We start from the raw sequence: 17,319 nt of genomic DNA on the forward strand, positions 1-17,319 counted from the left end.
GGTTGGCAGCCGACCGACGACGGGCTTCGTCTGGCCTGGCAGCTGGTCATCGACGACTCCTCCGACACCCACCTGTGGAACGCCAGCGTCGACGCCCAGACCGGCAAACTGCTCGACGCCGAGGACTGGACCACCCACGAGGACACGGCGGAGATCGCCAACAACCTGGGCCGCACCGCGACGTCGGCGCCGCCGCTCAGCGCCGCGAACCCCAGCTCGCCGAACCCCGTCCAGGACGGGTCGAGCTACCGGGTGTTCAACGCCCCGAAGGAGAGCCCGAACGACGGCCCGCGGTCCCTGGTGACCAACCCGGCGGACGGCGACGCGTCTCCGCACGGCTGGCACGACACCAACGGCGCCGCCGGCGCCGAGCACACCACCACCCAGGGCAACAACGTCCACGCCTACCAGGACCAGGACAACAACAACGCGCCGGACGCCGGCAGCAGCCCGGACGGCGGGGCGAACCTGACCTTCGACTTCCCGCTGGACCTGGGCGAGCACGCGCAGAACTACCGGGAGGCGGCGACCGCCAACCTCTTCTACTGGAACAACATCGTCCACGACATCTCCCACCGCTACGGCTTCGACGAGGCGTCGGGGAACTTCCAGGCCAACAACTACGGCCGGGGCGGCACGGGCGGCGACTACGTCCGCGCCGAGGCGGCCGACGGCGGCGGCACCAACAACGCCAACTTCTCCACCCCGGCCATGGACGGCGGCACCCCCCGGATGCAGATGTACCTGTGGCCGGGCACCCAGTTCGGCAGCCCGAACCAGGTTGTCGTGGACGGTGTGGGCTCGTTCGACGCGTCGTGGTCGCGGTTCACGCCGGCGCCCACCAAGGCTGGCCTGGCCGGGCACCAGCTCGTCTACGCCGGCACCGGCTGCACCGCCGCGGCGTACCCCGCCACGCTGCCTTCCGGCGGCTGGATCAGCGTGGTCGACGGCGGCACCACCGCCTGCACCTACCTCCAGCGCGCCCAGGTCGCCCAGGCCGCCGGAGCCAAGGCGCTCGTCGTCGCCCACAACGCGACGGGTACCGCGCCGGTGCTCACCGGCGCCATGACGACCGCGCCGGTCACCATCCCGGCGGTCGCCGTGACCCAGGCCGACGGCGCCACCATCAAGGCCGCCATCGCCGCCGGCACCGCCACCGGTTCGGTGCGTATGCACCCGAACCACCCGGGCATCCGGGACGGCGACCTCGACGCCGGGGTCATCATCCACGAGTACACCCACGGCATCTCCAACCGGCTCACCGGTGGCCCGACGGTCAACTGCCTGACCGGCAACGAGCAGATGGGCGAGGGCTGGAGCGACTACGTCGCGCTCACCATGCTGCTCGACCCGAAGTTCGACACGGCCGACGGGCAGCGCGGCATGGGCCCGTACGTGCTGTTCCAGGACGACCGGCACGGCGGCGGCATCCGGCCGCGGCCGTACTCGCGGAACATGGACATCCAGCCGTTCACCTACGACAGCATCAAGACCGGCGGCTGGCTCAACGGCACCTCGCTGGCCGCGCCGCACGGCATCGGCCACGGCTGGACCTCCGTCCTGTGGGACATGACCTGGAACCTGATCGACCGCCACGGCTTCAACCCGAACATCTACGACGGGTGGAACACCGGCGGTAACAACCTGGCGCTGCAGCTGGTCATCGACGGGCTGAAGCTCCAGGGTTGCGGCCCGGGCTTCGTGACCGGCCGCAACGCGATCATCGCCGCCGACGCCGCCCTCACCGGCGGGGAGAACGCCTGCATCCTCTGGGGCTCCTTCGCCCGCCGTGGCCTGGGCTACAGCGCGGTGCAGGGCACCACCGCCCGGGACGACAACACCGAGGCGTTCGACACCCACCCGTCCTGCCGCGGTGACTTCGTCGGCCGCTCGGCGCAGCCGGCGCTGAACACCGTCGTCGCCGGCGACGCGGCACCGATGAAGTTCAAGCTCGCCACCGACCGGGGCCTGAACATCCTCGCCAGCGGCTCGCCGTACTCGCGGCTGGTCGACTGCGACACCCTCAAGACCGTCAACCCGAGCGGGGCGACCACCCCGCGGCCGACCCCGGTCGCGGCCCGCAACCCCGGCGGATCCTCGCTATCGGTCAGCACGCCCGGTCAGTACAACTACCCGTGGAAGACCGACCCGTCCTGGGCCGGCACCTGCCGCGAGTTCGTCCTGACCCTCGACAACGGATTCCAGTACCGCGCCTACTTCAAGTTCATCAGCTAGCCGGTAACACCCGCTGAAACCGGAGGGAGCGTTCCGATCGGAACGCTCCCTCCGGCCGTTGCAGGCCGACCGACCTCAGTGCTGAGGGGCGTGGGTCAGCACGCCGCGCCCCGTCTCCAGCGCGGCGAGCAGCATCGGGAGCGACCGGTGCAGCTCCCGCTGCCAGTACGGCCAGCTGTGGCTGCCGGGACCGTAGAAGTCGGTCGTGACGGAGACACCCTGCTCGCGTAGCTGCTCGACGAAGTCGACGTTCTCCTGGTGGATCAGCGCCTCCAGGCCGTCGGTCCGCCCCGGCGCGTCGAACGGCCCGCCCGCGGTGCCGTCGCCGGTGGCCACGAAGAGCGCCGTGTGCCGCAGCCGCTTGGCCAGGTAGTACGGGTCGTGGTCCTGCCAGATGTCCAGCTGCGCCACCGGGTCGCCCCAGAGCGCGTACGGGTCCAGCCCGGTGCGCGCGAAGAACGGCAGCCAGGACGACACGTCGCGCAACGGGTGCACGACGCCGCTGAAGGACGCCGCCGCCCGGAACATGCCCGGGTTGCGGGCGGCGTAGGACATCGCCCCGAAGCCGCCCATCGACAGGCCCGCCACCACCCGCTTCGGGCCCGCCCCGTAGCCGCGCTCGATGATCTGGCGCACCTCGCTCAGGTGGAACGTCTCCCACGCCGGGGAGCCGCCGCGGCCTCCGTTCCACCAGTCGCTGTACCAGCCGGCGGCACCGGCTTCCGGCATGACGACCAGGACGTCCCTGAGCTCGGGGATGCTGGCGACATCCGTGGAGCGGGTCCAGCTGACGTACGAGTCGCAGCAGCCGTGCAAGAGGTAGAGCACGGGCCAGTGGTCCCCGCGCGCCCGTTGCTCCCAGCCGTCGGGCGTCAGCAGGCGCACGGTGGCGGCCCGGCCGAGCGCCGGCGACTGGATCGTGAGATCGACCAGGCGCGGGCCGACGACCATCTCCTGCGCCACGTACGCGCCGTCGGAGGCCTGGGCAGGGGCGGCGACGGCGGGTGTCGCCGCCGCGACCGCCGGGTTTGCCGGCACGGACAGCCCGGCGAGCGCGAGCCCGACCGCGACGGCGATGCCGAGAGCCGATGATCTCTTCATTGGTTGTCCTCCTGACCGTGACAGGTCCGCGAACGTTCCTGCTCGACGCGGAACGATCCTGATCGTTGCCTGTCGATGGCGTGGGGCGAAGGACTTCACCGCGGACGAGCGGTCAGGGCGCAGGCGCGAGCGGTGACCGGCCGATCTCGCGCGACGAGTGGCCCTGGAGAACCGGGGGAGACCCGCCCGGGCGTACCCCGGGATGGGTGATCGCCGGGCGCCTCGGTCAGCCGCGAGCGGGTCGGCCGGGAGCCGGCTGTTCGGCCGGAGCGGCCACCTGGGCCACCAGTTTCTTGGGCGCCAGCAGGCAGTAGCTCTCGGTGAGCAACTCGCCGACCTCGTCCCAGTCGGTCGCCTCCTCGACGACCATGCCGAGGACGTCGGCGCCCCAGTCGGGCTTGAAGAACGGGTCGCCGTGGGCGACGAGGGCGTGCACCTCGTCGACCGGCGACCGGAAGGTCAGGACGCAGACGGGCTCGTCGGTGCCCGCCGCTCGGGCGTAGGCCATCTGGTGGTCGGGGTCGACGGTGAGCACGTGGGCGAAGGTGCGCTGGCGGATGCGCCAGCGCACGCCCACCCAGGCCGGCTCCTCGTAGGCCTGCGGCAGCGCGAGACAGATGGGCCGCAGCCGGTCGAGGAGTTCGGACGGTACGTCGCCAGGGCTGGTCACGGGAGAAACGGTAGCGGCGCCCTCCGACATTTCCCGCCGCGAGCGTCGCTAGCCGGTCGCCGGGCGATTGTCCAGCTCGGCGAGCAGTCGCTTGGGCGCTGTCGCCCGGTACGCCTCCTCGCAGGCCTCCGCCACCTCGGCCCAGTCCACGTCCTGGTCCAGCCGCACCCCGATCCAGCCGCGGTGCCCCACGTAGGGCGGCCGGAAGTAGACCTGCGGGTTGGCGGCCATGAGTTCCTGTTGGGCGCCGGGCGGCGCGGCGCACCACAGGTGGGGGAAGACGTTGTGGTGATGCCCGTCCGCCCACAGCATGACGAAGGACGTCTTGTCGCGGATGAACCAGGTCGGCGCGCCGTGGCTGGGGCGCTCGGTCACGCTCGGGAAGGCCGCGCAGATCCGGCGGATCTCATCGAGCAGGCTTTCCTCGTCGATGGCCACGATGCCTCCGGAGCGGTCGGATGGGGTGGCTTCAGCTTACGAGAGCACGGCCGGGCGGCGGGGGATGCGGGATCCGGTGGTGCGTCGGCGGTGCGGGCTCGCGGATACGGGGAGCTGCCCGGCTGAGGCGGGGCTCAGTGGCGGGGCCGGTTACCTGGAGTTTCCCGCGTCTCAGGATGCGAGCAGGACTTGTTTCCTACTAACCCTATGGGATAACTTCCTGACCATGATCCGTAGCAGCCACCAGGTGACCGGGAAGCACACCGTGACTTCCCTGGTCGCGCGGCGCTACGTCGACCATCAGCGCACCTGCAGCGCGCTGTGTCCGCGCTGATCGCCTAGCCAGCAAGCCGCTCGCGCAGTCGGTCCCGCCGGTCCCTGCACGAGCGGCAGTCGCCGCGCCCGTCGCCCGGCGGCTGCCAGCTCCTGGTCTCTGCCGGCTTTCCCCCCAGGGCACACCACACCGGGCGGCCCCGGTGCGAGCCGTTGCCCAGCGTCTGAATCCGCCATCCCGCTCCGCGCATCCTCTCTGCCTGCACGAAAGGCCATTACGCATGTCACGATCCAGGTTCCGGTCCGTCACGGCGGCCGGGGCTGCCGCCCTGCCGTGGCCGGGCTGCTCACCGCCTGCTCCGACCGGGGCCCGCTCGGCGATGTGAATGCCGCCGGCGACCCCGTCCACGGTGGCACGCTCGTCTACCTCGAACACCAGCCGCCGAGTTGCCTCTACCTGCCGGCCGCGGGCTTCTACCCGAACGGGGGCGTGCTCAATCAGCTCACCGACAAACTCACCTGGCAGGACCCGAAGACGCTCAAGATCGAGCCGTGGATCGCGAAGTCGTGGGAGATCAACACCGACGCGACCGAATACACCTTCCACCTGCGTGAGGGGGTGACCTTCAGCGACGGCAGCCCGCTGGACGCGGAGACCGTGGCGGCGAACTACGACGTCTACGGCCTCGGTGACCAGGAACGGAAGCTTCCAGTGGCCGAGTTCGTCAACAACTACGAGCGCAGCGAGGTCGTCGACAAGGGCACGGTGAAGTTCCACTTCAACAAGCCGTCGCCCGGATTCCTGCAGGGCACCTCGGTGATCGGCGCGGGCCTGGTGTCGAAGAAGACCATCTCACTGCCGTACGAGGAGCAGTGCCAGCTCAAGAACGTCATCGGCTCGGGACCGTTCACCGTGGCGAACCAGGTCATCGACAAGGAGATCGACCTGGTCGCCCGCCCGGACTACAACTGGGCGCCCCCGTCCTTCCCGCATCAGGGCCGCGCCTACCTCGACCGGATCAAGATCGTCGTGACGCCGGAGGACAACGTCCGGGTGGGGGCGCTGACCTCGGGGCAGGCCGACTACGTGCGCTACGTGCAGGCGTACGACGAGGCGACGGTGAAGGCCGCCGGCTACCGCATCTACGCCGAACCGACCCGTGGCGTCAACAACGGGCTCTACCTGCGACCGGCCAACAGCATCTTGCAGGACGTCAACGTCCGTAAGGCGCTGCAGGCGGGCACCAGCGCCAAGGAGGTCGTCGAGACGCTGTTCACCGACAGCTACCCGGTGGCGACCTCCGTGCTCAGCCACCTCGCCGCGGGGTACGTGGACCTGTCCGCGCAGCTCGCCTACGACCCTGCCAAGGCCAACGCGCTGCTCGACCAGGCGGGCTGGGTCCGGGGCGGCGATGGCGTCCGCGCGAAGAACGGCCGCAAGCTCGAGCTGAGCGTCTTCGTCTCCGGCCCGCAGCCGCTGTCGAAGCAGACCTCGAACTGGTCGCCCAGCAGTGGACCCGGATCGGGGTGAAGCTCGACGTCCGACCGGCGGACTCCGGCACCCAGGCGGCGGAGCTCAAGAACGCCGAGAAGACCCCGATCACCCACTCGATGGTGGGCCGGGCGGACCAGGACGTCATCAAGAGCCACTTCCACACCAAGAACCGGGACGTGCTGCTGTCCAACGACGCGAAGCTCGACCGGCTGCTGGAGGAGGAGTCCGCCCTCGTCGACGAGAACGCGCGCAACGCGAAGGTCGCCGAGATCCAGCGGTACGTGGTGGAGCAGGGCTACGCGATCCCGCTGTTCGAGGAGCCGCAGGTGTACGGTGCCGCGCCGTACGTGCACGGCGTCAGCTTCGAGGCGGTCGCGCGGCCCAGCTTCTACAACGTGTGGCTGTCGAAGAAGGACAAGTAGGGCGGACGGCGGCTCATGACCAAGTATCTCGCCCTCCGGGTCGGGCAGGCGGTGCTCGTGCTGTGGGCCGCCTTCACCGCGGGCTTCGTGCTGCTGCAACTACTGCCGGGCGACGCGATCCTGATCAAGTTCCAGAACCCCGAACTGGGGCTCTCGCCCGAGCAGATCGCGCAGATCCGCCAGCTGTACGGCAGCGACGAGCCGGCCCTCGCCCGGTACCTGCACACGCTGCACGGCTTCCTGCACGCTGACTTCGGCTTCTCGATCGACACCGGCACCCCGGTGCTCGACCGACTGGCCGAGGGCCTGCCGGCGACGGCCAAGCTCGCCACTCTCGGCTTCGCCGTCGCCGTGCTGCTCGCCGTCACGGTCGCCTTCGTGTCGAGCCACAGCCGGCTCGCCTGGATCCGTGGCGCGCTGCTGGCGCTGCCGCCCCTGTTCATCTCGATCCCCACCTTCTGGCTGGGCATCGTGCTGATCCAGGTGTTCTCGTTCCAGCTCAAACTCGTGCCCGTCATCGGCGGCACCGAGTTCGAGCAGCTGATCCTGCCCGTGCTGACCCTCGCCGTACCGATCTCGGCGCCGCTGGCCCAGGTGCTGGCCCGCAGCCTCGATCAGGTGCAGGCGCAGCCGTTCGTCGCGGTGGTGGCCGCCAAGGGCGCATCGCGGCGGTGGATCCTCTGGCGGCACGTCGCCCGCCACGCGCTGCTGCCCACGCTCACCATCGCCGGGGTCACCTTCGGCGAACTCATCGCCGGGTCGGTCGTGACCGAGACCGTCTTCGGCCGCAACGGCATCGGCCGCCTCACCGAGCAGGCGGTCGCCGCCCAGGACACTCCGGTGATGCTGGCCGTCGTGGTGCTCTCGGCGACCGTATTCGTGCTGGTCAACCTCGTGGTCGACCTGCTGTACCCGGTCCTGGACCCGCGGCTGACGGCGAAGGTCGGGGTCACCGGATGACCGCCGAACCCGCCGTTCTCCGGCCCGCCGCAGCCCGTGCCCGCCGGACTGTGCCGCTGCCTCCCGCGGGGCTGGCGCTCGCCTGGCTCGCCATCGCCGTCGTCGTGCTGTGGGCGATCGTGCCGGACCTGTTCACCGGGCACGACCCGATCAACGGGGTACCGGTGGAGAAGCTGCAGGCGCCGAGCGCGGCGCACCTGTTCGGCACCGACGCGCTGGGCCGGGACCTGTTCGCCCGCGTCGTGCACGGCTCCGCCCGCTCCCTGTCCGGCGGGTTCGTCGCCGTCGCGGTGGGGCTCGTGGTGGGCACGCTGCTCGGTCTGCTCGCAGGCTCGGTCGGCGGCCTCCTCGACGAGCTGGTGATGCGGGTGGTCGACGTGCTGCTCGCGGTCCCGGGGCTGCTGCTCGCGTTGACGGCCATCATCCTGCTCGGCTCCGGCACCATCAACGTGGCGATCGCCGTCGGTATCGGCTCGGTGGCGGCCTTCGCCCGGCTGGCCCGAGCAGAGGTGGTACGGGTCCGGCGCACCGACTACGTCGAGGCCGCCTTCGGCAGCGGCGGCCGCTTCTCCAGCGTCCTGTGGCGGCACGTGCTCCCCAACTCGCTCGGTCCCGTCGTGGCGCTCGCCGCGGTGCAGTTCGGCTCCGCGATCCTGGCCATCTCCACGTTCAGCTTCCTCGGCTACGGCGCGAAGCCACCGGACCCGGAGTGGGGACTGCTCATCTCGGAGGGCCGCAACTACCTGGCCACCTCGTGGTGGCTGACCACCCTGCCGGGCGTGGTCGTCGTCCTGGTCGTGCTCGCCGCCGGCCGGATCAGCCGCTCGATCGGCCGGGAGGACAGATGAGTCTGCTTGAGGTACGCGGCCTGACCGTCTCCTACCGGACCCACAACCAGGTCCACCGGGCGGTCAACGGCATCTCCCTCACTGTCGAGCCGGGCCAGGTGCTCGCGATCGTCGGCGAGTCCGGGTCCGGCAAGTCGACCACCGCACACGCGATCATCGGGCTGCTGCCGGCGAACGGGTCCGTCGACACCGGCCAGATCCTGCTCAACGGCACCGACATCGCCGGCTGGTCGTCGAAGCGTCTGGAGTCGGTCCGCGGCGCTCAGGTCGGCCTGATCCCGCAGGATCCGACGAGTTCGCTGAACCCGGTCAAGACGATCGGCGCGCAGGTCGGCGAGGTGCTGCGCATCCACCGGCACGGCGACCGGCGCACGATCTCGCGGCGGGTCGTCGAACTGCTCACCCGGGTCGGGCTGCCCGATCCCGAGCTACGCGCCCGGCAGTATCCGCACGAGCTGTCCGGAGGGATGCGCCAGCGGGTGCTCATCGCCATCGCCGTCGCCAGGCAACCGCAGCTGATCATCGCGGACGAGCCGACCAGCGCGCTCGACGTCACCGTGCAGCGGCGCATCCTCGACCTCATCGACGACCTTCGGGCGGAGTTCGGCACCGCCGTGCTCCTCGTGACCCACGACCTCGGTGTCGCCGCCGAGCGGTCGAACCGGCTCGTCGTCATGCGCGGCGGGCGCATCGAGGAGCAGGGCGAGACCCGCGCCGTGCTGGCCCACCCCGAAGCCGAATACACCCGGCAGCTGCTCCGGGACGCCCCGTCGCTGACGCCCCGGCCCTTCCGTTCGCCGGCCCGGGCCGCCGACGCCGGCAGCTCCACCGCCACGTCGTACGCCATCATCGTCCGGGACCTCGTCAAGGAGTTCCAGATCGGACGCACACCGTTCCGGGCCGTCGACGGGGTGTCGTTCGAGGTACAGCGGGGGAGCACGCACGCCCTGGTCGGCGAGTCGGGGTCCGGGAAGACGACGACGGCGCGCATGGTCGCCCGCTTCGCCACGCCGACCTCCGGGTCGGTGACCATCGACGGCACCGACGTGGCGCGGCCGCGCGGCGAGGAACTCCGCCAGCTGCGCCGCCGCGTGCAGCTGGTGTACCAGAACCCGGCCGGCTCGCTCGATCCCCGGCAGTCGATCGAGGACATCGTGGCCGAGCCGCTGCGCAACTTCCGGCTCACCGACCGGGCCGGCCGCGGCAGACGGGTACGCGACCTCATCGACCGGGTGGCCCTGCCGCAGACGGTGCTCGACCGCAAGCCTCGTGAGCTGTCCGGCGGTCAACGCCAACGCGTCGCGATCGCCCGGGCGCTGGCCGTGGACCCGCAGGTGCTGGTGCTCGACGAGGCGGTGTCCGCGCTCGACGTGACCGTGCAGGCGCAGATCCTCGACCTGCTCGACGGGCTGCAGCGCGAACTCGGGCTGACCTACCTGTTCATCTCGCACGACCTCTCGGTGGTGCGGCAGGTCTCCGACACCGTGTCGGTCATGAGGAAAGGGCACATCGTGGAAACCGGAACCACCCAGCAGGTCTTCCAGACCCCGCGGCACGACTACACCCGCGAACTGCTGGCCGCCGTACCCGGCATCGTCGCGGACCTCGTGGCATGAGCCGGCCCCGACTCGGGTTCTTCACCCGGCTGCTCGACGACGCTCCCGCGGACGCGCGCTACCGGCTGGCCGCCGAGCAGATCAGGCACGCCGAGGCGTACGGATTCGACTCGGCCTGGGTGGCCCAGCACCACTTCGACGAGGCCGAAGGTGGGCTGCCGGCGCCGCTGGTGTTCCTCAGCCACATCGCCGCACAGACCCACCGGATCCGCCTCGGCACCGGCATCATCACCCTGCCGCTGGAGAACCCGATACGCGTCGCCGAGGACGCCGCGGTGCTCGACCTGCTCAGCGGCGGCCGGCTCGAAGTCGGCGTCGGCAACGGCGGCACCCCGTCGTCGTTCAGCGCCTTCGGACAGGACAGCGCCAACCGCTCCGCCGTCTACGCCGAGCACCTCGGGGTGCTCGTCGACGCCTGGTCGGGGCACCCCCTCAGCGACGGAGCCAACCACCTCTACCCGGCGGCGCCGCGCCTGCTCGGCGCCATCTGGGAAGCGACCTTCTCGGTGAGTGGAGGAGCGCGCGCCGGGAAGGCCGGCAACGGGCTCATGCTCTCGCGGACCCAGCCACGGACCGAGGACGCCCCGCACGCGACGCTCGCGGAGATCCAGCGCCCGATCGTCGACGCCTACCACGAAAACCTGCCCCCGGGCGTGCCGCCACGGATCATGGCGTCGCGTACGGCGTTCGTCGCCGACAGCCGCGCCGAGGCGCTGCGCCTGGCCGAGGCCGGACTCGGCCGCGCCGCTCGGCAGTTCAAGGCGAAGGGCCACCCGGTACCCGACGGAGGCGTCGAGCAGCTCATCGCCGCGTTCGACGTGCACGTCGGCACCCCGGACGACGTTCTCGCCAGCCTGCAGGCCGACCCGACCCTCCAACGGGCGACCGACCTGGTCTTCCAGGTGCACTCAGTCGACCCGCCGCACCCATTCGTCCTCCGCTCCATCGAGCTGCTCGCGACCGAGGTCGCGCCCGCACTCGGCTGGGCACCATCCATCCCGGACCCGTCAACAGAACTGAGCAGAACATGAGCCCTACCGACGTCATCGACCACCTCGCCGGCATCGAGCCCGGATCCCACCTCGACCAGATACGCCACCAGCGGCCCGAAGCCCGCACGAACGCGCAGGCGAGCTACGAGGCACTCTTCTCGCCGCGCCTGCCCGGCGACGTCAGCACCACCGAACGGCTCGCCGTCGCCGCGTTCGTCACCGGCCTGCACCAGGACGCCCCGACCGCCGACTTCTACGCCACCAGACTCGCGGAGCACACCCCGAGCCTGGCCGCGGTGATCGCCAACGAGATCGACGCCGCCCGCACCAGCGGCCCGTACGGCGCCTATCCCGCGCCAGGTCCGCACGCCGCGGAGAGCGTGGCAGGGCCCGTCTACCAAGCGGTGGACCGCGAGGGACTCGACGCGCGCCTCGCCGCCGCGCTGGAACACGCCCACCTGCTCGTGTTCCGCCCACGCGAGGCGAGCCGCGAGGCATTGCAGGCACTCCTCGACGCCGGCTGGAGCACCACCGACGTGGTGACGTTGTCGCAGCTCATCGCCTTCCTCAGCTTCCAGGTACGCGTGGTCACCGGCCTCCGGCTGCTGGCCGCGCCCGGGAAAGGACCCCAATCGTGACCGACACCGTGCTCGACCGTCCCACCACCGAGCAGCCACTCGCCTTCACCCAGGACCAGCTCGGCTGGACCCCGTGGCTCGCCCCGCTCACCGAAGCCGAGCTCACCGACGTCCACCGGGCGGCCCTGGTCGACAAGGCCCGTGCCCGCTCGCCGTACTTCCTGCTGCTCGCCCGGGACCCGGAGATCCTGCAGGCCCGGACGAAGACCGACCAGGACATCTTCTACAACGCCAGCGGCGGACTGCCGCGGGCGGAGCGGGAACTCGCCGCGACGGCCACCTCGCGCCGCAACGGCTGCGTCTTCTGCGCCTCCGTGCACGCCCGGTTCGCCTCCCACTACTCGCACCGCCCGCAGGACGTGCAGCGCCTGCTCGACCAGGGCGTCGACGCACCCCAGGACGAGCGCTGGCGGGCACTCGTCGATGCCGCGGCGGCGCTCACGGCCACACCGAGCGCGCTGGGTGTCGAGCACATCGAGGCGCTGCGCGCGGTCGGCCTCGACGACCTGGCGATCTCTGATCTGCTGCACGCGGCCGCCTTCTTCAACTGGGCCAACCGGCTCATGCTCTCCCTCGGGGAGCCCACTCCACCGCCGACCGCGTGACAGCGACCTGAGAGGCAACGACATGACCGAACCCCTGCTCGACCATCTCGTCTACGCGGTGCCCGACCTCGCCGCCGGCGTCGCCCAGTTCACGGCACGCACCGGAATCTCCCCGGTGCCTGGCGGCCGGCACCCCAGCGGCACCGCCAACTACCTCGTCGGGTTCGGACCGACCTCGTACCTCGAGATCATCGGCCCGGACCCGGACGCCGACCCTGCCGAACCGCCCCGATCCTTCGGCTTGGACCGGCTGACCGAGCCGCGTCTCGTGACCTGGGCGGTGCACCCGGACGACCTCGACAAGACCGTCACCGAGGCCCGCGAACGGGGGTACGACCCGGGGGAGATCCACCCGCTGTCGCGCCGCCGGCCCGACGGGGTCCTGCTGTCCTGGCGGCTCACCCGGCAGGCGGCCCCAGCCGCGGACGGGCTGGTGCCGTTCCTGATCGACTGGACCGGCACCGAGCACCCCGCCCGGGCCGCGTTGCCGCAACTGCGCCTCACCTCATTCACCGCCACCCATCCGGACCCACCGGCCGTCCAGCGTGACCTCGCCGCCCTCAGCGTCACCCTCGAGGTGACCGCCGGGCCCGAGAACGGGCTGCGGGCCCTGCTGGACACACCGCGCGGTCCCGTGACACTGCGCTGACAAGAAAGCAGACCATGAGCAACCTGCGTGAGTACCTGTCCCAGAAGCGGGCGGCGTTGACCGCCCGACGCGAGTCCGCGAACACCGGCCCGGTCCCACTGCGGGCGCGAGTCACCGCCGAAGGACGCAGCGGCGTGCGCCGCATCCGGATCCGTGACTTCCAGATCATCAGCGACAGTCGCCCCGACCTCGCCGGATACGACCTCGGCCCCGGCTCGCCGGAACTGCAGGCCGGCGTGCTCGGCAGCTGCGTCACCCACATCTTCCTCATCAAGGCGGCCGAGCTGAAGATCCCCCTCGACTCGCTCGCCGTCGACGTGCAGGCCGAGTACGACCCACGTGGCCAGGCGCCCGACAACGTCGACGCGCCCGTCTATCCCTACAACTTCCGCTACCAGGTGCAGGTCGCCTCGCCCGCCACGGACGAGGACCTGGCCCGGCTGCACGCCGAGGTGCAACGGGTGTGCCCGATTCTCAACCTGCTCCGCAACCCGCAGGAGATCAACGGCTCGGTGGCCCGGGTGAGTCCGGCCGCCGAGGAACTCGCCGCCTGAGCTAGGGATAGCTTCACGAGCACGGCGGGGTCAGCCGACCGTGCCCGGCCTTGGACATCCCCGGGGCCGGGCACATCCGTCGTCGTCAACTCGGGCAACTCACCTGCTATGCCTGCCCAGCTAAGGTTGGCGGCATGATCCTCCGCCATGTGACCGTCGACTGTGCCGAGCCGTATGGCCTCGCGACGTTCTGGAGCGACGTCACCGGGTGGCCGGTGTCGGACCTGGACGAGCCGGGTGACGCCGAGGTCCTCATCGAGGCGCCCTCACCCGTTCCCGGCCTCCTGTTCATCCAGGTGCCCGAGGGCAAGACAGCGAAGAATCGGATCCACTTCGACTGGATGCCGACCGAGCGGACCCGCGACGACGAGGTGGAGCGCATCGTCGCCCTCGGGGCGAAGATCTACGAGGACCACCGCACCGCTGATGGACGCGGCTGGGTCACTCTGCTCGACCCTGAGGGCAACGAGTTCTGCATCGAACGGGGCGAGGCCGAGCGCGGCACCTAGCTGACCGGCCGCACCATGCCGGATGCCGAACGCCCTCCGGCGGCGGCTTTCGCCGGACCATTCAACCGGCAGCTTTCTCGGGCCAGCTCACGGCCTCCCCGCCCACCGTTTCCCGTTGCCCCGCAACCGCCACCTCAGTCATGACGCGGGACGGTAGTAGCCGCACGGCCACTACCGCGCTGACGGCGAGAACGACGATGACCAGCCAGACCGTCAGGGTGAGGGGTAGCTGTTGCCCGGCCACACTGCCGATCGCGCCGCCGGCCACCGTCGCGGCCATCTCCGCCGCGGAGAAGGCCGAACTGACCCGGCCGAGCTGCCGGTCTGGTGTCTGCCGTTGCACCTGCACCTGAGCCAGCATCAGCAGTGCACCACCGGGCACACCGGCCAGCGCGATGAACACCACCGCGGCAGCGAAGTGGGGGACGAGGAACAGCCCGGCGAAGCAGCCGGCGATCGCCAGCAGGCACCCCGTGACCGATGCCCGGAGCCGCCCGCTGCGCGACAGGACGTTCCCGGCGTACGCACTGGCCAGGAAGCCCGCACCCAGCGCGGCCATGAGGACACCGACATCACCGGCGTCGCCGCCGAGCACGCTGATGACGTACGGCACGAGGAGCACATTCAGAGCGGCGTTGGCCAGCAGGAACAGGCTGGAGACGACCAGCGTCCCGCGAAGCACACGGTGTCCGAGGAGAAAGGCCAGACCGTCCCGGACCTGGCCCCGGAACGTAACCAGCCAGGACGAGACCGCCTTCTGCTCGTGGTCTCGCTCGTCCGCCCGCAGGCGACCCATGCCGAAGATCAACACGGCGGAGACCACGTACGTTGCGGAGTCGATCAGCACCAGCCCGTCGAAGCCCACGATCGCGTAGAGCGCGCCGCCGACAGGCGCGCCGGCGAGGCGGACGATCCCACCCGCGACGGTGTTCCAGGCGTTTGCCGCCTCGAGGTCCCGGCCCCGGCCCACGAGGGTGGGGACGACGGCCCGGGCTGCGGGCTGGAAGAAGTGCCCGACGGTGCTCTCAGCGAACATCGCCGCGTAGAGCAGCCAGAGCATGCCGGGATCGTCGACCAGGAGCAGCGCCAGGACGATGACCATGCGCAGCAGGTCCGCGCCGACCATGACGAAGCGACGGTCCCACCGGTCGACCAGCACCCCGGCCAGCGGGGCGAAGGCGACCGCGGGCAGCGTCTGGGCAACGAAGGCCAGGCCGCTGCTCATCGTCGAGCCGGTCATCGTGTATGCGTAGACCGGCACCGCGACGACCATCAGCCAGTTACCCAGGTTGGACAGCAGAGTGCTGCACCACAGCAGGCCGAACCGACGATTCCTGGCAACGATCATCCGCCTCGCCCCTCACCCCTCGTGCCACGGCGCTTGCTGGATCACACCACCCCGACCGGGCGCTGGTGGGCCCCGGTGATGTCGGTGCCGGCGAGGTAGGGCGTGGACCCGGTAACGAAGAGCCGGTATGCGTCGTGGTAGCCGAGGTAGGAGCCGCGCGGCCAGTGGTGCTGGCACCACCAGTGCTGAGGTGCTGACACTCCTGAGCGGCCGGCCGGCGCCGGGTTGGATCGACGGTATGACGAACATGATCCACTCGCCTGAGCCGGTTCGGGCGCGACGTCGGTCATCGCGGCTGGCGCGCGGCGCGCTGATCGCGGTCACCGCTCTCAGCGCACTGGCCGCCGCTGCCATCGCGCTCGCGCCGCCTTCGACCGCAGGCCCCACGACGGGCAGCGGCGCCTCCGCCGTCGTCGTGACAGACAGCGGCCCGATCAGGGGCGTGGTCACCGGCGGTTACCGGTCTTTCCAGGGGATTCCGTACGCGGCGGCGCCGGTCGGCGAGCTGCGTTGGGCCTCACCGCAGCCTCCCACGCCGTGGACGGAGGTGCGCGACGCCACGAATCCGGGCAACGCGTGCGCCCAGCCCGCCGGCATACCGATGGGCCGGCCGAGCACCACAGAGGACTGCCTGTTCCTGAACGTGACCACACCACGTGGCGGTGGCGCCCGGCTGCGGCCGGTGATGGTGTGGCTGCACGGCGGCAGCCTCACCTACGGAGCAGGCGACATCTACACCCCGACGGCTCTGGTGACCCGCGGCGATGTCGTCGTCGTGACCGTCAACTACCGGCTCGGCGCACTCGGTTTCCTCGCCCATCAGGCCTTCGACGCCGGCGCGGCCAGATCGGGCAACTTCGGCCTGGAGGACCAGCAGGCCGCCCTTCGCTGGGTGCGCCACAACGCCGCGGCCTTCGGTGGCGACCCGCGCAACGTGACCCTGTTCGGGCAGTCCGCTGGCAGCTTCAGCAGCTGCGCGCACCTGGCCTCACCGGCGTCGGCGGGACTGTTCGACAAGGTGATCATGCAGAGCGGGCCGTGCACCGCAGGGTGGACCCCGGCCACCACGTCATCGCCGCGACCGCGGGCGGTGGCACAGCAGGAAGGGCTGGCACTGGCAAGGTCGCTCGGCTGCTCAGACGTGGCCACCGCCGCGGCGTGCCTGCGGGCAACGCCGGTCGACGAGCTGCTGACGGCGACGGCGTCGCTACCCGACCTCGGACCCGTGCTGGGCGGCCCGATCCTGCCGACCGACCCGGCCGAGGCGCTGGCCACGGGCCGGTTCCACCGGGTACCCGTGATCCACGGCTACAACCGGGACGAGGAGCGGCTACGCGTGTGGGGCCTGGAGGTGTCCGGGGCGAACTGCGGCCCGGGGGTGCCGACCCTGCCCGGCCGGCCGCAGGAGTGCCCGCTGACCGACACCCAGTACCTCGACCAGCTCCGTCAGGAGTGGCACCGCAATGCGGGAAAGGTCGCGGCCCGCTATCCGAGCGGCAGGTACCCGTCACCGAGCGAGGCTCTGGGCGCCGCGCTCACCGATGCCGTCTGGGTCCGGTCCACCCTGGACACCGCTGCCGCGTTGGCCCGTCATACCCCGACATACGTGTACGAGTTCGGCGACGGGCACGCGCCGTTCTTCGTCGGTGCGAACCCGCCCAGCTTTCCGCTCGGCGCCTTCCACACCGCGGAACTGCCGTACCTGTTCACCGTCGGCTACGCCCAGCCGCTGTCCGTCGCCCAGCAGGCGCTGGCCGAGCAGATGATCGCCTACTGGACGCGATTCGCGTACACCGGCGACCCGACGACTCCGGGCGCACCGATCTGGGCTCGGTATGACGGGCGGCATGTGCTGTCCCTGAGCCCGGATGCCGTCCGGCCCATCGACGCCAAAGGCACCCACCACTACGACTTCTGGCAGTCGCTGTACGGCTGAGGATCTGGAAGCGCGGGGTTGGCGCAGATC

The 17,319-nt window shown here is 70.9% G+C and carries 18 protein-coding genes; 13 read left to right on the forward strand and 5 right to left on the reverse strand.

Annotated elements, in window-relative coordinates:
• The coding region (locus ABZ783_RS27165) for a M36 family metallopeptidase (RefSeq protein ID WP_357442803.1) at nucleotides 1–2,235 on the forward strand (2,235 nt) is incomplete at its 5' end.
• 75 nt (nucleotides 2,236–2,310) lie between these two features.
• On the opposite strand, the gene ABZ783_RS27170 is transcribed toward ABZ783_RS27165, so the two are convergent.
• The 3 genes from ABZ783_RS27170 to ABZ783_RS27180 all read right to left on the reverse strand — a co-directional run bounded on the left by ABZ783_RS27170 (nucleotide 2,311) and on the right by ABZ783_RS27180 (nucleotide 4,444).
• Nucleotides 2,311–3,336 (reverse strand): alpha/beta hydrolase family protein, encoded by a 1,026-nt coding sequence (locus tag ABZ783_RS27170; RefSeq protein WP_357442806.1) that lies wholly within the window; start codon nucleotides 3,334–3,336, stop codon nucleotides 2,311–2,313.
• Between the two features lie 226 nt (nucleotides 3,337–3,562).
• The gene (locus tag ABZ783_RS27175; RefSeq protein ID WP_357442808.1) at nucleotides 3,563–4,006 is read right to left on the reverse strand and encodes an MmcQ/YjbR family DNA-binding protein; all 444 of its coding nucleotides are present in this window, start codon (nucleotides 4,004–4,006) and stop codon (nucleotides 3,563–3,565) included.
• 48 nt (nucleotides 4,007–4,054) lie between these two features.
• Nucleotides 4,055–4,444 (reverse strand): MmcQ/YjbR family DNA-binding protein, encoded by a 390-nt coding sequence (locus ABZ783_RS27180; protein ID WP_357442811.1) that lies wholly within the window; start codon nucleotides 4,442–4,444, stop codon nucleotides 4,055–4,057.
• A gap of 607 nt (nucleotides 4,445–5,051) precedes the next feature.
• Here ABZ783_RS27180 and ABZ783_RS27185 point away from each other — a divergent pair.
• The 11 genes from ABZ783_RS27185 (at nucleotide 5,052) to ABZ783_RS27235 (ending at nucleotide 14,005) form a co-directional block, all read left to right on the forward strand.
• A complete protein-coding gene (locus tag ABZ783_RS27185) occupies nucleotides 5,052–6,248 on the forward strand; it encodes a TIGR04028 family ABC transporter substrate-binding protein (RefSeq protein WP_357442814.1) in 1,197 nt (398 codons plus the stop codon).
• On the forward strand, nucleotides 6,245–6,634 hold the full coding sequence (locus ABZ783_RS27190; RefSeq protein ID WP_357442816.1) for a hypothetical protein: 390 nt from the start codon (nucleotides 6,245–6,247) through the stop codon (nucleotides 6,632–6,634). Before ABZ783_RS27185 ends, ABZ783_RS27190 begins: the two co-directional genes overlap by 4 nt.
• 15 nt (nucleotides 6,635–6,649) lie before the next feature.
• The gene (locus ABZ783_RS27195) at nucleotides 6,650–7,594 is read left to right on the forward strand and encodes an ABC transporter permease (protein ID WP_357442819.1); all 945 of its coding nucleotides are present in this window, start codon (nucleotides 6,650–6,652) and stop codon (nucleotides 7,592–7,594) included.
• Nucleotides 7,591–8,442 carry an ABC transporter permease gene (locus ABZ783_RS27200; protein ID WP_357442821.1) on the forward strand — a complete coding sequence of 284 codons (852 nt, stop codon included), beginning with the start codon at nucleotides 7,591–7,593 and terminating at the stop codon, nucleotides 8,440–8,442. The genes ABZ783_RS27195 and ABZ783_RS27200 overlap by 4 nt, the downstream gene beginning before the upstream one ends.
• The gene (locus ABZ783_RS27205; protein ID WP_357442824.1) at nucleotides 8,439–10,058 is read left to right on the forward strand and encodes an ABC transporter ATP-binding protein; all 1,620 of its coding nucleotides are present in this window, start codon (nucleotides 8,439–8,441) and stop codon (nucleotides 10,056–10,058) included. The genes ABZ783_RS27200 and ABZ783_RS27205 overlap by 4 nt, the downstream gene beginning before the upstream one ends.
• Complete coding sequence (locus tag ABZ783_RS27210) at nucleotides 10,055–11,089, forward strand: putative FMN-dependent luciferase-like monooxygenase (protein ID WP_357442827.1); 1,035 nt, start codon at nucleotides 10,055–10,057, stop codon at nucleotides 11,087–11,089. The genes ABZ783_RS27205 and ABZ783_RS27210 overlap by 4 nt, the downstream gene beginning before the upstream one ends.
• On the forward strand, nucleotides 11,086–11,688 hold the full coding sequence (locus ABZ783_RS27215; RefSeq protein ID WP_357442830.1) for a CMD domain protein: 603 nt from the start codon (nucleotides 11,086–11,088) through the stop codon (nucleotides 11,686–11,688). Before ABZ783_RS27210 ends, ABZ783_RS27215 begins: the two co-directional genes overlap by 4 nt.
• Nucleotides 11,685–12,293 carry an alkylhydroperoxidase domain protein gene (locus ABZ783_RS27220; protein WP_357442833.1) on the forward strand — a complete coding sequence of 203 codons (609 nt, stop codon included), beginning with the start codon at nucleotides 11,685–11,687 and terminating at the stop codon, nucleotides 12,291–12,293. The genes ABZ783_RS27215 and ABZ783_RS27220 overlap by 4 nt, the downstream gene beginning before the upstream one ends.
• 22 nt (nucleotides 12,294–12,315) lie before the next feature.
• Nucleotides 12,316–12,942: a VOC family protein gene (locus ABZ783_RS27225; protein WP_357442835.1), complete on the forward strand. Its 627-nt coding sequence runs from the start codon at nucleotides 12,316–12,318 to the stop codon at nucleotides 12,940–12,942.
• Between the two features lie 14 nt (nucleotides 12,943–12,956).
• On the forward strand, nucleotides 12,957–13,496 hold the full coding sequence (locus ABZ783_RS27230) for an OsmC family protein (protein ID WP_357442837.1): 540 nt from the start codon (nucleotides 12,957–12,959) through the stop codon (nucleotides 13,494–13,496).
• A gap of 134 nt (nucleotides 13,497–13,630) precedes the next feature.
• Nucleotides 13,631–14,005 (forward strand): VOC family protein, encoded by a 375-nt coding sequence (locus tag ABZ783_RS27235; protein ID WP_357442839.1) that lies wholly within the window; start codon nucleotides 13,631–13,633, stop codon nucleotides 14,003–14,005.
• A gap of 61 nt (nucleotides 14,006–14,066) precedes the next feature.
• Here the strand turns inward: ABZ783_RS27235 and ABZ783_RS27240 are convergent, their stop codons facing one another.
• Nucleotides 14,067–15,353 carry an MFS transporter gene (locus ABZ783_RS27240; protein ID WP_357442841.1) on the reverse strand — a complete coding sequence of 429 codons (1,287 nt, stop codon included), beginning with the start codon at nucleotides 15,351–15,353 and terminating at the stop codon, nucleotides 14,067–14,069.
• Nucleotides 15,354–15,394: 41 nt separating this feature from the next.
• Nucleotides 15,395–15,553, reverse strand: a complete 159-nt coding sequence (locus ABZ783_RS27245) for a hypothetical protein (protein ID WP_357442843.1) — start codon at nucleotides 15,551–15,553, stop codon at nucleotides 15,395–15,397.
• Nucleotides 15,554–15,591: 38 nt separating this feature from the next.
• Between ABZ783_RS27245 and ABZ783_RS27250 the strand changes: the two genes are divergently transcribed.
• On the forward strand, nucleotides 15,592–17,289 hold the full coding sequence (locus ABZ783_RS27250; RefSeq protein ID WP_357442845.1) for a carboxylesterase/lipase family protein: 1,698 nt from the start codon (nucleotides 15,592–15,594) through the stop codon (nucleotides 17,287–17,289).
• The last annotated feature ends 30 nt before the right edge of the window (nucleotides 17,290–17,319 follow it).

The organism is Micromonospora sp. NPDC047738 (assembly GCF_040642675.1).
GTDB lineage: Bacteria > Actinomycetota > Actinomycetes > Mycobacteriales > Micromonosporaceae > Micromonospora.

Excerpts from the sequence above, each read along its gene's own strand:
- ABZ783_RS27170 (WP_357442806.1), bottom strand. The coding sequence starts at position 3,336 with ATGAAGAGATCATCGGCTCTCGGCATCGCCGTCGCGGTCGGGCTCGCG.
- ABZ783_RS27195 (WP_357442819.1), top strand. The coding sequence starts at position 6,650 with ATGACCAAGTATCTCGCCCTCCGGGTCGGGCAGGCGGTGCTCGTGCTG.
- ABZ783_RS27200 (WP_357442821.1), top strand. The coding sequence starts at position 7,591 with ATGACCGCCGAACCCGCCGTTCTCCGGCCCGCCGCAGCCCGTGCCCGC.
- ABZ783_RS27205 (WP_357442824.1), top strand. The coding sequence starts at position 8,439 with ATGAGTCTGCTTGAGGTACGCGGCCTGACCGTCTCCTACCGGACCCAC.
- ABZ783_RS27210 (WP_357442827.1), top strand. The coding sequence starts at position 10,055 with ATGAGCCGGCCCCGACTCGGGTTCTTCACCCGGCTGCTCGACGACGCT.
- ABZ783_RS27215 (WP_357442830.1), top strand. The coding sequence starts at position 11,086 with ATGAGCCCTACCGACGTCATCGACCACCTCGCCGGCATCGAGCCCGGA.
- ABZ783_RS27225 (WP_357442835.1), top strand. The coding sequence starts at position 12,316 with ATGACCGAACCCCTGCTCGACCATCTCGTCTACGCGGTGCCCGACCTC.
- ABZ783_RS27230 (WP_357442837.1), top strand. The coding sequence starts at position 12,957 with ATGAGCAACCTGCGTGAGTACCTGTCCCAGAAGCGGGCGGCGTTGACC.
- ABZ783_RS27235 (WP_357442839.1), top strand. The coding sequence starts at position 13,631 with ATGATCCTCCGCCATGTGACCGTCGACTGTGCCGAGCCGTATGGCCTC.
- ABZ783_RS27240 (WP_357442841.1), bottom strand. The coding sequence starts at position 15,353 with ATGATCGTTGCCAGGAATCGTCGGTTCGGCCTGCTGTGGTGCAGCACT.
- ABZ783_RS27250 (WP_357442845.1), top strand. The coding sequence starts at position 15,592 with ATGACGAACATGATCCACTCGCCTGAGCCGGTTCGGGCGCGACGTCGG.